This window comes from Sphingobacterium detergens, assembly GCF_003610355.1.
GTDB lineage: Bacteria > Bacteroidota > Bacteroidia > Sphingobacteriales > Sphingobacteriaceae > Sphingobacterium > Sphingobacterium detergens.
On sequence record NZ_RAPY01000006.1, the window covers coordinates 280,513 to 294,162 of the forward strand.

At 38.7% G+C, this 13,650-nt stretch carries 14 protein-coding genes; 7 read left to right on the forward strand and 7 right to left on the reverse strand.

Annotation, left to right across the window (positions count from 1 at the left end):
* Positions 1–3: 3 nt before the first annotated feature.
* The 3 genes from DFQ12_RS23900 to DFQ12_RS23910 all read left to right on the forward strand — a co-directional run bounded on the left by DFQ12_RS23900 (position 4) and on the right by DFQ12_RS23910 (position 4,599).
* Positions 4–792, forward strand: a complete 789-nt coding sequence (locus tag DFQ12_RS23900) for a GLPGLI family protein (protein ID WP_120261566.1) — start codon at positions 4–6, stop codon at positions 790–792.
* Between the two features lie 296 nt (positions 793–1,088).
* Positions 1,089–3,806 (forward strand): outer membrane beta-barrel protein, encoded by a 2,718-nt coding sequence (locus tag DFQ12_RS23905; protein WP_120261567.1) that lies wholly within the window; start codon positions 1,089–1,091, stop codon positions 3,804–3,806.
* A 1-nt stretch (position 3,807) separates the two neighbouring features.
* A complete protein-coding gene (locus tag DFQ12_RS23910) occupies positions 3,808–4,599 on the forward strand; it encodes a GLPGLI family protein (protein WP_120261568.1) in 792 nt (263 codons plus the stop codon).
* A 75-nt stretch (positions 4,600–4,674) separates the two neighbouring features.
* On the opposite strand, the gene DFQ12_RS23915 is transcribed toward DFQ12_RS23910, so the two are convergent.
* Positions 4,675–4,854 carry a hypothetical protein gene (locus DFQ12_RS23915; protein WP_045753606.1) on the reverse strand — a complete coding sequence of 60 codons (180 nt, stop codon included), beginning with the start codon at positions 4,852–4,854 and terminating at the stop codon, positions 4,675–4,677.
* 118 nt (positions 4,855–4,972) lie between these two features.
* Complete coding sequence (locus DFQ12_RS23920; RefSeq protein WP_120261569.1) at positions 4,973–7,111, reverse strand: S46 family peptidase; 2,139 nt, start codon at positions 7,109–7,111, stop codon at positions 4,973–4,975.
* Positions 7,112–7,287: 176 nt separating this feature from the next.
* Here DFQ12_RS23920 and DFQ12_RS23925 point away from each other — a divergent pair, with 176 nt between their 5' ends.
* From DFQ12_RS23925 to DFQ12_RS23940, 4 genes are all read left to right on the forward strand, one after another.
* On the forward strand, positions 7,288–8,655 hold the full coding sequence (locus DFQ12_RS23925; protein WP_120261651.1) for a DEAD/DEAH box helicase: 1,368 nt from the start codon (positions 7,288–7,290) through the stop codon (positions 8,653–8,655).
* A 6-nt stretch (positions 8,656–8,661) separates the two neighbouring features.
* On the forward strand, positions 8,662–8,907 hold the full coding sequence (locus DFQ12_RS23930; protein WP_120261570.1) for a hypothetical protein: 246 nt from the start codon (positions 8,662–8,664) through the stop codon (positions 8,905–8,907).
* 78 nt (positions 8,908–8,985) lie between these two features.
* The gene (gldC, locus tag DFQ12_RS23935; RefSeq protein WP_088160288.1) at positions 8,986–9,336 is read left to right on the forward strand and encodes a gliding motility protein GldC; all 351 of its coding nucleotides are present in this window, start codon (positions 8,986–8,988) and stop codon (positions 9,334–9,336) included.
* A gap of 27 nt (positions 9,337–9,363) precedes the next feature.
* Entirely contained in the window at positions 9,364–9,774 is a 411-nt protein-coding gene (locus tag DFQ12_RS23940; RefSeq protein ID WP_120261571.1) for an EVE domain-containing protein, read from the forward strand.
* A 119-nt stretch (positions 9,775–9,893) separates the two neighbouring features.
* Here DFQ12_RS23940 and DFQ12_RS23945 read toward each other — a convergent pair whose 3' ends face one another.
* From DFQ12_RS23945 to DFQ12_RS23965, 5 genes are all read right to left on the reverse strand, one after another.
* Positions 9,894–10,421 carry an acyl-CoA thioesterase gene (locus tag DFQ12_RS23945; protein WP_120261652.1) on the reverse strand — a complete coding sequence of 176 codons (528 nt, stop codon included), beginning with the start codon at positions 10,419–10,421 and terminating at the stop codon, positions 9,894–9,896.
* A 14-nt stretch (positions 10,422–10,435) separates the two neighbouring features.
* Positions 10,436–11,350: an SDR family oxidoreductase gene (locus DFQ12_RS23950; RefSeq protein ID WP_120261572.1), complete on the reverse strand. Its 915-nt coding sequence runs from the start codon at positions 11,348–11,350 to the stop codon at positions 10,436–10,438.
* Positions 11,351–11,479: 129 nt separating this feature from the next.
* Positions 11,480–12,424 (reverse strand): M20/M25/M40 family metallo-hydrolase, encoded by a 945-nt coding sequence (locus DFQ12_RS23955; protein WP_120261573.1) that lies wholly within the window; start codon positions 12,422–12,424, stop codon positions 11,480–11,482.
* Between the two features lie 131 nt (positions 12,425–12,555).
* On the reverse strand, positions 12,556–13,206 hold the full coding sequence (locus tag DFQ12_RS23960) for a lipoprotein signal peptidase (RefSeq protein WP_120261574.1): 651 nt from the start codon (positions 13,204–13,206) through the stop codon (positions 12,556–12,558).
* Between the two features lie 54 nt (positions 13,207–13,260).
* Complete coding sequence (locus DFQ12_RS23965) at positions 13,261–13,647, reverse strand: TraR/DksA family transcriptional regulator (RefSeq protein ID WP_046674049.1); 387 nt, start codon at positions 13,645–13,647, stop codon at positions 13,261–13,263.
* Positions 13,648–13,650: the final 3 nt, after the last annotated feature.

Genomic DNA, 13,650 nt, shown 5'->3' on the forward strand with positions numbered 1-13,650 from the left:
ACCATGTTAAAATATATCTTTTTTCTCTTTTTGTGTTGTACAATGTTAAGCGTTAAGGCACAATACACGCTATTCGGAAGGTCTGGGAGTATTTCCTATGATAAAACCATGTACATGAAGAATATTGTGAGTAAGAAATTCATTGCGAAAGCTGATAATAATTCAAAAACATTTTTTGAACAGGTATTACCCAAATTACCCGAAAATGTGGTGTTGAAAAAGACATTAAAATTTAATACCAATGAAACCCTGTTTGAACCTGTCAAAGATGATAATCTGGATCAGATGGTCAAGCAATACATTATGATGTTTGCATTGGACTTTGAAGGGGTTACCTTATCCAATTTGACGACCCGATCTTTTCAAAGGTATAATGATATCGTAGGTGAAAAGATTATTGTGGAAGACACCATGAAACGTATTAAATGGAAAGTTACTGATGAATATCGGGAAATTGCGGGATACAGTTGTAGGAGAGCTAATGGTCTTACAGCTGATTCGATTTATGTGATTGGGTATTATTGTAACGAGATCCCGATCAGTGGTGGACCTGAGTCTATCAACGGGCTTCCCGGGATGATCCTTGGATTAGTGGTGCCAAGTCAACACGTTTCCTATTTTGCCACTAAAGTCGAATTAAGCAGTGATGTGATTATGGATAAAAAGAGATTCGAAAAAAGCAAAGTGAAACGGATGACCAGAAAGACAATGACCGATCAGATTTCAGGCGTATTGTCACAGCATATGAATAAGGAAACGGTTCAATTTATTATGGAGCTAGGCAATTTGTAGGAAGATCAACTTATTCAACAAACGATGTGATTTGAAGACAGGAGTTGTTCTGATCGACAAAGGGCTATCCATGGATAGCCCTTTGTCGATAGTGGTAATATAAAATCAATGTTAATATTGATGATCTTATGTGAAATTTTGTTAATATCATCTGACTTCTATTGACTTATCTTTAGTTCGTTGGTGATTTTTTCATTACATGGTTATTTTTTTTATGATGGAGTAAAAAATATCCAGTAAAATAGTAGTTTTGCCTGTTATTACAATTTGTCACTAAATACCATTTAATAAATTTTATGAAAAGAGTGTGTTTATCACTTTTACTTTTTCTACTTTGCTTATGCGGAATAGTTCAGGCGCAATCCAAAATCGAGGGAAAAATTAACGACGCAAAAGACAAGCTTAAACTTCATAATGCGACGATTATGTTGTTAACTGCCAAAGATTCGATTCTGACAGACTTCACCCGATCCGATGAAGAGGGGAGGTTCTCTTTACTACAACCAGATACTGGCCAATATGTGCTTATCGTCACCTATCCAAAATATGGCGAATATTATGCCGATATCTTACCAAAGAGAGATTATTCAAACTTGTCGATCGGGCTTACAAATAGCGCTACTTTATTGCAGGAGGTAATCGTAACGGGCCGGATTCCGATAACAATAAAGGGAGACACAACAGAATACGATGCCAGGAGTTTCAAGGTAGAAAAGAATGCGAAGGTTGAGGACCTTTTGAAAGTTTTGCCGGGGATCACTGTAGATGCCTCTGGAAAGATTACCGCACAAGGGAAAACCGTTGAAAAGATGCTTGTTGATGGGGAGGAGTTTTTTGGTGACGATCCAAAATTGGTGAGCCGAAATATCCGTTCGGATATGGTGGATAAGATTCAGGTCTATGAGAAAAAATCCGATAAAGCAGAGAAAACAGGTATTGATGATGGCGTACGCACGCAGACCATCAATGTTAAGTTAAAAGAGGAAGCCAAGCGCGGTATTTTTGGTAAAGTAGATGCTGGAGGAGGAAACAATAAATTTTACCTTGGTCAGGGTTTTTTGAATTATTTCAATCAATCTTTTCGGGTTTCAACTTATTTGATCGCAAGTAATACAGGTAAAACAGGATTGAATGGTCAGGAAGCTTCAAGTATAGGCGGTGATGGTGACGGTTCTGGAAACTTTGAGGGCGAAGGAATTCCAAAGTCTCTCAATACGGGTTTCTTATACTCGGATAAAACCGCAAATAAGAAACATTCCTGGCGGATTGACTATAAATATAGCCAGTCAAATGTAGATCTGGATAGAAGTATATTTACCAGAAATGCAGCAAGGGATACCATTTTGATTAGTAATAATAATACCGCTGCTTCCAGTGATAATAAAAGACATAATGTTGGACTGAAATATGAATTTAAAATAGATTCTTTATCCGATTTGACAGTATGGGCAGGCGCCAATAGGAGACGGGATATCAGCTCTTCAAGGACTATTTCAAATACGGTCAACCAATTTGATCAGCTGGTTAATGGAAATACCCGAGATCTTAACAATGATACCAAGTCAGAGGAGTATAATGCTTCAGCACTTTATGTGAAACGATTTAAGAAAAAGGGGCGTTCATTAACAATCAATTATTTCACCTCAGGAAGTAAGCAGGATGGTGAGCAAAAGCTATATTCAAGCTTAGTTTATTATAGAAATGGAGATTCTGTGGGAAATACGATCTTGGATCAGAAAAAGGTCATTGATAACAATACATTTACAACTGGTGGTGAGCTGTCATATTCTGAACCGTTATCAAAAAAGGTCATACTAGCTTTTGAATACGGTATTAATTTTAACCGTAATAGTAATTCGGTAGAATCCCTGAATAAAAATCTGAACACAGGAAAATATGACGATAAGGATGATGTGTATAGCAATGACTTTTTGTACAAAACAACGAAGAACACCTATAATCTTTCGATCAACTATAAGCCGATGGAAAAATTCGTTGTTAACATTGCCAACAGGTTTGAAAATAGTGATTTGTCACAATTGAACAGGGCGGACGACGCACATTTGTCCAGATCTTTTTTTGTCTATAATCCCGTCTTGGATTTAAATTATGAGATTAAAAAAAATAAATCGATTTCCGTGATCTATAGAGGAACAAATGGATTGCCTTCGCTCAATCAGATTCAGCCACTACGCTCAAATCTTGATCCATTGAACGAATATTTAGGAAACGAAAATCTAAAGCCATCTTATACGAATGAATTGAATTTAAATTTTAGATCTTTCTCCATTCTTACGGGTGAGTTTTATGCTATTTACATCAATGCCTCCCGAACGAATAAAGCTTTGGTTCAAAATACCACAATCGACTCTGTCGGTAAAACGACCTTTATTTGGGATAACTTGGACAATAACGCCAATAATCAAATTAGCATAAGACCGATGTATTATGGGATTTTATGGAAAAAGTACCAATTGAGACACGGTGGAGGACCTGCTATTTCTATCGGTAATAATTATAATTACGTGAATAATGTTTTAGCCAATGCAAAGTTTCAGACCTATTCATTGAGTTATGGACTTTATAAGTCCACTTCAAAAGGTTTGGATTTTGGACTTGAAGTTTCACCGGGATATGTCATCCAGGATAATTCGATTGGTATGATGGAAGATAGTAAAGGGTTTACATTCTCTTCTAATGGAGAATTTAAATACTTCCTGCCAGCCAAATTTGTATTACGGACAGAGTTTAACTACATATATCAGGCACCAACGGCGGTTTATAGTAAGAAATTTGAGCGTTTTGTGCTGAGTCCCGGACTGTCAAAAAAGTTTATGAAAGACGAGAAGCTGGAACTGACATTTATGATCAATGATGTGTTGAACCAAAATGTTGGCTTTGAGCGAAATCAAAATGGAACACTGCTGACCGAGCGCCGATTTAATACGATCGGTAGGTATTATATGGTAAAACTGAGTTGGGAAATCAATAAGATGTTAGTTAAATCAAAATAAAATGAGAACAATCAGAAATATAATAATCCTATTTTTAATACTATGTTTGGGAAAGGTGGCGGAGGGGCAATATGCTTATTTTCCAGATCAGGGAACGATTACTTTTGAGAAAACCGTATTTCTTAAAAATTTGATTAAGCGCTATGTGGCTTATTCTAAGGATGAAGAGAGCCGAAATCAAATAAAGGGAGTAGTGGAAGGGGCACCAGAAAACCAGGTGCTTAAAAAGACCTTGAAATTTTCTACAAATGAGGTCCTTTGCGAACATGTTCCTGAGGATTACCCTGAGGCTGCTGAGCAGCTGATGCGAATGGGAATTTTTGAGTCGGGAATCAGCAGTTATCAGAATTTGAAAACAAAGGAATTCAAATCTACTTTTGAATTGGCAGGAGAACGGATTGTGATAGCCGATTCTACTCTGAAGATTAAGTGGAAAATTACGAACGAGTATAGGGAGATCGCAGGATACCAATGCCGCAGAGCTAATGGGCTTGTACTTGATTCAATCTATGCAGTTGCATTTTATACAGATCAAATTCCCGTATCTGGCGGGCCGTCTGCATTCAATGGTCTACCTGGGATGATTTTGGGTTTGGCTGTTCCGGAGCTTCACTATAATATGTTTGCCACCAAAGTAGAGCTGAGTCCTGTAACGATTTCTTCTAACGAGCTTCTTAAGAAAAAAGACAAACCTTTGAATAGAAAGCAAGTTTACGATAAACTAGATGCTGTATTGGGTGATTATCTCGGTGTGAAGGTGTATAACCTCCTGATGGGCTGTTACTACTTGTAACAAGTTTTAGGTCGCATTAATGCATAAAAAAGGCCCTTCATTTGAAAGGCCTTTTTTATGTAAACTCAAGAAAGATTATTTTCCGTCGTTTTTCTTAGCAGTAACTTCGTTACGAATTTCTTGTGCTAAGGTTTTGATGTCTTGTAATCCTTTACGTACACGTGTACCAGCAGCAGAATTACCATTGTTGAAGAACTTGTCTGCATCAGCTTCGATAGAAGCTACTAACTCTTTTAATTTTACGTAGTTTTCCATTTTTTTATAATTATAATTTTAGTTTTTATGGTTTTTCCTAAACACTCCCTAAATATACAAAAACGAATCAATTTGAAAATAAATTTCGTTTTTTTTTATCAAAAAAGCTTAAAAAAAACTATTCAACAATCTTAAGTTCGTCAATAATGTTCGTCGCGCCAGCAAATTTATCGATGATAAATAATACATAACGGATGTCAACTGAAATTGTACGTTGTAGCTTATGGTCGAAGATCACATCACCAGCCATTGCTTCGATATTACCATCAAAAGCTAGGCCAATTAATTCGCCATTGCCATTTATTACTGGAGAACCGGAATTTCCGCCAGTTATATCGTTGTCACTTAGGAAGTTTACTGGTAAATATCCTTTTTTGTCAGCGTAGCGACCATAGTCCTTATTTTTGTACAAATCCATCAAACGTTGTGGCAAATCGAACTCTTCGTCACCTTTTTTGTATTTGGCAATAGTACCTTTTAGGGTTGTATAGAAGTTCTTGTCAGCATCGTTACGTGGGTCTTTTGGTAAGCCTTTGATAGTGCCATAAGAAAGACGCAATGTACTGTTTGCATCCGGATAGAATTTACCTTTTGGATTGGAAGCCAATACACCGGCAACATATTTACGATAAGCACCTTCAAACTTGTCATGCTCAGCTTTCGCGCTAGGATCTTCCTCACGGTATTTGCTGATCAATGCCGAAGATAACTTATACAATGGATCATTTGCCAAAATTTCAGGATTTGGTTTTTCCAAGTAATTGTTTAAACGCTCAGCAGAGGCAAAAATGCTATTCTTTACAGATTCTTTGATATAGGCTGTGAAATCGTTATTGTTTTTAGCAGCTAATTCAGCAACATAAGGAGCGATATTCCCAGCTTTTTTTGCGTATAGATTCAATTCATCAATTAATACCTGTTCTTCTAAAGGCATATACATTTTTTCGTAGCCCGCATCGATTGCTGATTTTAAACGTGGAAGAATATCTTTTCTGCGCGCTTCATCACCCGCAGCATAAACTTCTAAACCAGAACCGATCGAATAAGGTAGCGTAGCGATTGCACTGGAACGGATCATACCCATCAGGTAATTATCGTGTTTCGCTTTCTCATTTGTTGCGGTATAGAATGCATTGATTGTTTTGATTACATCACCGTATTCCGCTTTATTGGCTGCTTGATTTGCCCATTTGTCAAATTTAACCTCATCTTTAGCTTTAGATGCCGCTGTTTTATGTAAGGTCAATGCATCAATCATACCTTGACGATTTTTCCAGTAATTGGCTACCTGAGAGTATTTCGACGCATAGTTTAATTTGACAGCTTGATCCTGGTCCATGAATTTCTTCATGGCATCCATACCTGTTTTAGAAGCCTCTACCCAAGCAGGGTACGCAAATTTCACGTTTTGATTGATGCCACCTGAAGGCATCCAACGGTTGGTACGACCAGGGTAACCTAAGATCATGGCAAAATCGCCTTCCTGAACACCTTTTAAGCTGACAGGCAAGAAATGTTTTGGTTTCAATGGAACATTGTCCTGTGCATATTCCGCTGGGTTTCCGTTTTTGTCTGCATACACGCGGAAAATTGAAAAGTCACCTGTATGACGAGGCCATTCCCAGTTGTCGGTGTCGCCACCGAATTTACCAATACTATTTGGAGGAGTTCCCACTAGACGTACGTCATTATAATCTTGGTATACAAAATAATAATACTCATTTCCTTGGTAGAAAGATTTTACTTCAACAACATACTTGCCATTTTCGCTGTTTTCCTTTTGGATTTTTGCGATCTCAGCCGCTATGATTTTGTTACGCTCATCTTCAGTCATTTTATTGTTGACCAAACCTAAGATACGTTTCGAAACATCATCCATGCGTACAAAAAAGCGTACAGATAATGATTTAGGCTTCAATTCCTCGCTTTTTGTTTTTGCCCAGAAACCATTTGTTAAGTGGTCGTTTTCGGGTGTGGACAATTCGGCAATTGCGCCATAACCACAGTGGTGATTGGTGAATACCAAGCCTTGGTCAGACACAATCTCTGCGGTACAGCCACCGTTGAATTGCACGATAGCATCTTTTAAGCTCGAGTTGTTAATGCTGTAGATCTCTTCGGCGCTCAAACGAAGGCCTTTCTTTTGCATATCGGCCTCATTTAGACGCTTCAGATACATTAAAAACCACATTCCCTCGTCGGCAAATGCAGCAAAGCTTGTTGTTATCAACAACAAACACATCCATAATTTTTTCATATCAACCTGATAAAAAGTTTGTTTATACCCTACAAAAATGCTTTAATTCTATTAAAAACCAAAATATTAGACTTTATATTGTGCTTTTTCCCAATTTTTATGTCAATTCAAAGTAAATGTGTGCCGTATTGGTTATCAAAGAAAGTCAAATGGACTCTTTTCCTTATCTTTGTCGGATGCAGCAATCATTTGAAAATTTTAAATTCAATAAACAGATCTTAAATGCGATAACAGAAGCGGGGTATGAACAACCGACTGAGATCCAGGAAAAGGCAATTACACCGATATTGGCGGGGCAGGATGTGATGGGAATAGCCCAGACCGGAACGGGAAAGACAGCTGCATTTGTATTGCCCATGTTGATGAAATTGAAGTATGCACAGGGAAATGATGCGCGTGCACTGATTTTGACACCAACCCGGGAGTTGGCGATGCAGATCGAGGAGAACATCAAATTATTTTCTACTTACCTCGATTTACGTTCTGTTGTATTGTATGGGGGATTAGGCCCAAAAACTCAAATAGAAACCCTTGAAAAAGGAGTCGATATTATCGTTGCTACACCAGGTCGATTCCTTGATTTATATTTAGAAGGACATATCGTTGTTAAATCACTCAAATTTTTAGTTTTGGACGAAGCGGACAAGATGATGGATATGGGATTTATCAGCAAAATCCACCGAGTATTAGAAATCGTTCCGCGCAAACGTCAAAATTTATTGTTTTCAGCAACAATGAGTGAGCTTGTTCGTAAGATCGCTGGAGATTTTCTTGCTTTTCCTACCGTTATCGAGGTGTCCGAACAAGCGACCCCAGCTAAAACGGTCAGTCAGGCATTATATCTTGTTCCGAATCAAAAAACGAAGCTGAATTTACTTCAGCATTTATTAAAAGATGATGAAGCTTTTAGCAGACTGATTGTTTTTTGTAAAACAAAACAAGTTGCAGATAACGTTTTTCATTTTCTGGAACGTAAATATGGCAAAGATGAAGTTCGTGTCATTCATGCCAATAAAGGACAGAATACCCGTATAAATTCGATCAATGCATTTAAGGAAGGTAACATCCGTATCTTGGTTGCAACGGACGTCGCAGCACGGGGACTTGACGTGTCCAATGTGAGCCACGTAATCAACTTCGAAGTTCCTATTGTTATAGAAGACTATGTGCATCGTATCGGACGTACCGGTAGAGCCTTCAATGAAGGAGATGCAATCACTTTTTGTAATGAGGCCGAGAAATATTATGTTCGAAAAATTGAGAAATTGATTAAGCAGAGTATTCCGGTGCATCCAATTCCAGAGGAGGTATTTATTGAGAAAACACCTTTTCAGGAGAAACAGGATATAGCACGCGATATTGATAATCAAAAGAAAAAAGACAATCCAGATTATCAGGGAGCCTTCCATGAAAAGAAATATGTGATCAAACAAAAGGAGGTACGTGAAGCACAACGTGCCTCAGGCTTTAAGCCGAAAGCCAAGAGCAAAGGGAAGTCTGGTGGTAAGGCAACAGGGTCAAATCGTAATTTCAAAAAGCGATAGCTAAAAATGCGGTTTACTCCATTAAATATCGCTAGTGCATGCTTGGTCGCTTGGTTTGTTATGGAAAATCCCAATGACGAAAAGGCACTCTTTACATGGGGAGCATTTATAGCCTTGATGGTACTACTGACGGTAGTCGATATTTTGTTTCGAGTACTTATCAAAGAGAATAAAAAAATGTGGATGTTACAGTTGGCGTTTTTGGTAGTGGTCTGTATTGCCAGTCTGATCGTCAAAGTGACATTTGCGTAGTGGAAAATAAAAAAATAAGAAGAGATACGATGTATGCCATGGGCTTACAAAACTGAAATCTCAATACTAAATACTAAAATGAAAAAAGCGGAAATAAAATTACAAGTAGAGCTGGACGAAAACAATGTTCCTGAAAACATCATGTGGTCGTCCACAGATGGGAATAATGCAGAAGAATTACCTGCTAAAGCGATGTTTTTAGCACTATGGGATTCACATTATAAAAATTCAATGCGCATTGACCTTTGGACCAAAGACATGCCTTATGATGAAATGAAGCGTTTTTTTTACGAAACCTTACAAACCTTGGGCGATTCCTTTATCCGTTCCTCCGGTGGAGATCCCATGGCTGAGAAGGTTATTGGTGACTTGCGTGATTACTGTGCGCATTTTGCGGATAAAATGGAAGTATTAATGCCGCAACAATAGTTTTTAACGCTTAACAAATATTTGACTATGCAATATTTCTTAGTAAAATCTGAACCATTTAAATATAGTTGGGAGCAATTCAATAAAGATGGACGGACGTTTTGGGATGGTGTACGCAATTACCAGGCTAGGAATAATATGAAAGCGATGAAAGAAGGGGACTTGGTTCTGTTCTATCATAGCAACGAAGGAAAGGATGTGGTCGGTGTCGCGAAAGTGGTGAAAGAATTTTATCAGGACCCAACTACAGATGATGAACGTTGGGTTGTCGTGGATCTGGCTCCTGTTGAAACATTGAAGAAATCTGTCTCCCTGGAGACGATCAAAGCAGATGAACAGTTACAGGATATCGCTTTGGTAAGACAGGGCCGCCTATCGGTGATGCCACTTAAACCGGAGGAATTTGATCGAATCTTAGCCTTAGGTAACGAGGACTAGTTGATTTAGAAGAATGCTAGACTAACATACTGCTCCTGTTTGGACAGGACTATAAATAAAAAGAGAGAACTTGTATATATTTTCTCTCTTTTTATTTATTGCAATTATCGCATAAGGTGTCAATTCTTTTGGCTGAACAAACTGACCAATGCTTTTAGTTTTTTTGCATTTTCGGGTTTTAATTTCCCTGCCAGAATAAGGCGAAGTTCTCGTCGTTGTAGCGCATCCTCGTAAGCTTTGTGTTCTGACTCTGTCTCAGGGATCAATACAGGGACAGCTTTGGGGTTGTTGTCGGCGTCTACAGCAACAAAGGTATAATAAGCCTCATTGGTTTTTACGCGTGTGCCCTCGGGCAGATTTGATGCGAAAATTTCCATGCGTACCTCCAGGGAGCTGTTAAATGCACGTGTCACTTGCGCTTGTATGGTGACCACTTCACCCAATTTGATCGAACGCTTAAAAGATACATTATCCACAGATACTGTAACGACCACATTGCTACAATGTTTTTGTGCGGCAATCGCTGAACAGATATCCATCCAGTATAATAAACGGCCGCCCATTAGATTTCCAAAGGTATTGGTATCGTTAGGTAGGACCAATTCGTTCATCTCCGTGTATGACTCTCTAGCAAATTTCTCTATCATATCGTTTTTTGTCATTATCGTCCAAATGCTTCGAATTGGCTATCAATTATTTCCAAAGATTTCAAAAATGTTGTTGGTACATAGCCCAGTTCATTTTCGGATTTACTGAGATCAAAACCTGTCTGGCGCGGCCTATTATCCGCTTGTCCAATACTTGATGCGCTGATTTCAGAAATCAATGTTTTGTCCAGTTTCCAATAATCTGCGATTTTATAAACCGCCTCATTGATGGACATCAACTCCGCTCCAGAGATATGAAATATTCCCTGAGCCTGTCGTTCAATAGCCAATTGACAAGCATGCGCTAAATCGTCTACAAAGGTAGGCATTCTCCATTGGTCATTAACCACTTTTATAGCTTCTTTTTGGGAGAGCTTTGCCTTAGCCCAAAGGACTAGATTGGAACGATTCGGATCTCCGTTGATACCGTAGACCAAAATTGTACGTAGGACCGCATAATGACAGGAAGACTGCGCCAGTACTTGCTCAGAGGCATATTTGCTTTTCCCATACTCACTTTGTGGTTGGGGTGCATCCAGTTCATTATAGGCAGTGCCTTTTTTGCCATCAAATACAAAATCGGTAGAGAGATGGATCAACTGTGTCTTATTTTTTTCGCAGTAACTTGCTAGTGTTTGTACCAGATCTACATTGATCAGCTGGCAGGCTGCTTTATCGGCCTCACATGCTTCCACACTGGTCATGGCAGCGGTGTGTATAATCGCATCAAAAATATGGTTGGATAAAAAATCCGCTAATAGGGTCTGATCCAATAAGTCAACTTGATAGAAAATATATCCCGCTTGATTCGGGTTTCTATTCGGGCCTTTTGAAATGGCTGTAACCTCATAAAGATTATTTCCAGCAAGTAGGTCGACGACCTTCTGACCCAAAAAGCCATTGGATCCTGTGACAAGAATTTTTTTCATCCGTATACTTATTTTTTTATCTGTGTTTTAATCTCGTGGGTATCTAAAGTACCTTAATAAATCCGCTCTCGTTTGCCCTCGAGCCGAGGCTATATTTTAAAAGGCCATCAACGGATTATTTTATCCGTTTTAGTTGGTCCAGATAAAGTCCATTTTACTCGATTGTTTCATGATATTCTCGATTACCGATTTCTCTAGATCAAGAATAGATTTTAATGAATTGTAATCGATCTTGTCTGCATCATCGGTTGGCATATGATAGTCGGGGTGTCCGCCAGTATGGAAGAATAATACTGGAATATTCTTTTTGTAGAATGAAGTCTGATCCGACCCGCCGTTACCGTCTTTGCTTAAGTTGAACTTGATAGGCGCTTGGATATCTTTGAAAATAGTCGGCCATTGACTGCTTGTTCCGTATCCGATGACGGCAAGACCGTTGTCGGGATTGTAGCGGCCGATCATATCCATATTAAGCATTGCCGTGATTTTTTCCAACGGTAGGGTAGGGTGTTCGGTAAAATATTTGGAACCCACCAAACCCAGTTCCTCGGCACCAAAAGCGATAAATAATAAATTATAAGGTTCTTTTTCCTTATTGCTGCTAAAATAACGGGCGAGTTCCAATAAACCTGCGGTACCCGAAGCATTATCGTCGGCTCCATTGTGGATTTTACCAACACCTAGCGAGTCTTTTGAGCTACCCTGGCGACCTGTTCCCAGGTGATCGTAATGCGCACCTATCACAACTGTCAGCGGAGCTCCATTATCGATAAAACCTATAATATTGTCAGCATTACGAATACTGTCAGCTACTTTTACCTTCCATACCTTGGCTTTGAAAGATTGGCGATAGCCTTTTTCGCCCTTGGGTTGTAATTTATATTTTTTAAACTCCTTTTCGATATAGTCCGCTACTTTGAACACTTCTTTACTACCTGTCCCGCGACCTTGCATTTTGTCATCCGCCAGGTAGTAGATATGTTTTTTTAGATTCGGGATTTCAATTTGTTGTGCTTGTGCTACTTTTGTCACAAAAAGTGCGCAGACGATTAGGAATAAGTTTATGTTTTTCATTTTTTGGTATTTAGTATGGAGACCGTCATAACCTATATGACCAGATTGCTTGATAATCGGAATACGATCCCCGTTTTTAACGTTTTAAAAGAAAAGCCTTGCGATTAACAAGGCTTTTGTAAGATATTTCGTTAATCTTCAACGATTTCACTATGGATACTCGATTTCTCTTCTTTTTCCGTTTTGAAATACCGTTTTTGGAATAATAGTATCAGTACGACACCCACTGAAATAGCTGAGTCTGCAATGTTGAATACCGGCCGGAAGAATAGAAACTCTTCACCACCCCAAAAAGGTACCCAAGTAGGGAAAGTACCTTCAATTAAAGGAAAATAAAGCATGTCAACTACTTTTCCATGCAGGAAGGATGAATATCCTCCACCCGCCGGAAATAAAGATGCCTTGTCGTAAAAAGTACTGTCACTGAAGATCACACCATAGAATGCTGAATCAATGATATTTCCCAAAGCACCAGCAAGAATCAGGGCGACATTTAATATAAAGCCACGGTTGTATTTATTCTTGATCATGTAATGTAGACCATACCCAATACCAGCTACGGCCAGTATCCGAAACACGGTCAGGAACAATTTCCCGTAATCACCACCAAATTCCATTCCGTAGGCCATTCCATTGTTTTCAATAAAATGGATTTGGAAAAATTTACCTAATATGTGATGACTTTGTCCAATTGTCATAGAGAGCTTAACCCATATTTTTGACAATTGGTCTATTAAAAGAATCGCGACAATTAGTGCGACTGGTTTCGTATACCCCTTCATTGTGCTATAAAAATGGTCTTTGCCTACGCAAAGACCATATATTTTTACCTAAAATTAATATTGTTTGTTTTTCGCCTCGATACTCAAGGTTGTATGCGGAACAGCTTTCAAACGTTCTTTTTGGATCAGTTTTCCTGTTTCTCTACAGATACCATACGTTTTGTTCTCGATGCGCACCAACGCTGCTTCCAGGTTGTCGATAAACTTCTTTTGACGTGCAGCCAATTGGTTGGTTTGTTCCTTCTCCAAAGTTGCAGAGCCATCTTCTAAGGTCTTGTATGTACCCGCAGTATCGTCTGTACCATTCGCATTGCTGTTATTGAGCGTTGCTGTCAACGAGGAAAGCTCTTCTTTTGCTATTCTAAGCTTGTCCAAGATAATATCTTTGAATTCTTGTAATTCTGAATCGCTATAGCGTGTTTTCTCGTTGTTGTTTGCCATAAT

What these genes read in the sequence shown, in the direction of transcription:
- DFQ12_RS23900 (WP_120261566.1), top strand. Translation starts at nt 4, where the DNA reads ATGTTAAAATATATCTTTTTTCTCTTTTTGTGTTGTACAATGTTAAGC.
- DFQ12_RS23905 (WP_120261567.1), top strand. Translation starts at nt 1,089, where the DNA reads ATGAAAAGAGTGTGTTTATCACTTTTACTTTTTCTACTTTGCTTATGC.
- DFQ12_RS23910 (WP_120261568.1), top strand. Translation starts at nt 3,808, where the DNA reads ATGAGAACAATCAGAAATATAATAATCCTATTTTTAATACTATGTTTG.
- DFQ12_RS23915 (WP_045753606.1), bottom strand. Translation starts at nt 4,854, where the DNA reads ATGGAAAACTACGTAAAATTAAAAGAGTTAGTAGCTTCTATCGAAGCT.
- DFQ12_RS23920 (WP_120261569.1), bottom strand. Translation starts at nt 7,111, where the DNA reads ATGAAAAAATTATGGATGTGTTTGTTGTTGATAACAACAAGCTTTGCT.
- DFQ12_RS23925 (WP_120261651.1), top strand. Translation starts at nt 7,288, where the DNA reads ATGCAGCAATCATTTGAAAATTTTAAATTCAATAAACAGATCTTAAAT.
- DFQ12_RS23930 (WP_120261570.1), top strand. Translation starts at nt 8,662, where the DNA reads ATGCGGTTTACTCCATTAAATATCGCTAGTGCATGCTTGGTCGCTTGG.
- gldC (WP_088160288.1), top strand. Translation starts at nt 8,986, where the DNA reads ATGAAAAAAGCGGAAATAAAATTACAAGTAGAGCTGGACGAAAACAAT.
- DFQ12_RS23940 (WP_120261571.1), top strand. Translation starts at nt 9,364, where the DNA reads ATGCAATATTTCTTAGTAAAATCTGAACCATTTAAATATAGTTGGGAG.
- DFQ12_RS23945 (WP_120261652.1), bottom strand. Translation starts at nt 10,421, where the DNA reads ATGATAGAGAAATTTGCTAGAGAGTCATACACGGAGATGAACGAATTG.
- DFQ12_RS23950 (WP_120261572.1), bottom strand. Translation starts at nt 11,350, where the DNA reads ATGAAAAAAATTCTTGTCACAGGATCCAATGGCTTTTTGGGTCAGAAG.
- DFQ12_RS23955 (WP_120261573.1), bottom strand. Translation starts at nt 12,424, where the DNA reads ATGAAAAACATAAACTTATTCCTAATCGTCTGCGCACTTTTTGTGACA.
- DFQ12_RS23960 (WP_120261574.1), bottom strand. Translation starts at nt 13,206, where the DNA reads ATGAAGGGGTATACGAAACCAGTCGCACTAATTGTCGCGATTCTTTTA.
- DFQ12_RS23965 (WP_046674049.1), bottom strand. Translation starts at nt 13,647, where the DNA reads ATGGCAAACAACAACGAGAAAACACGCTATAGCGATTCAGAATTACAA.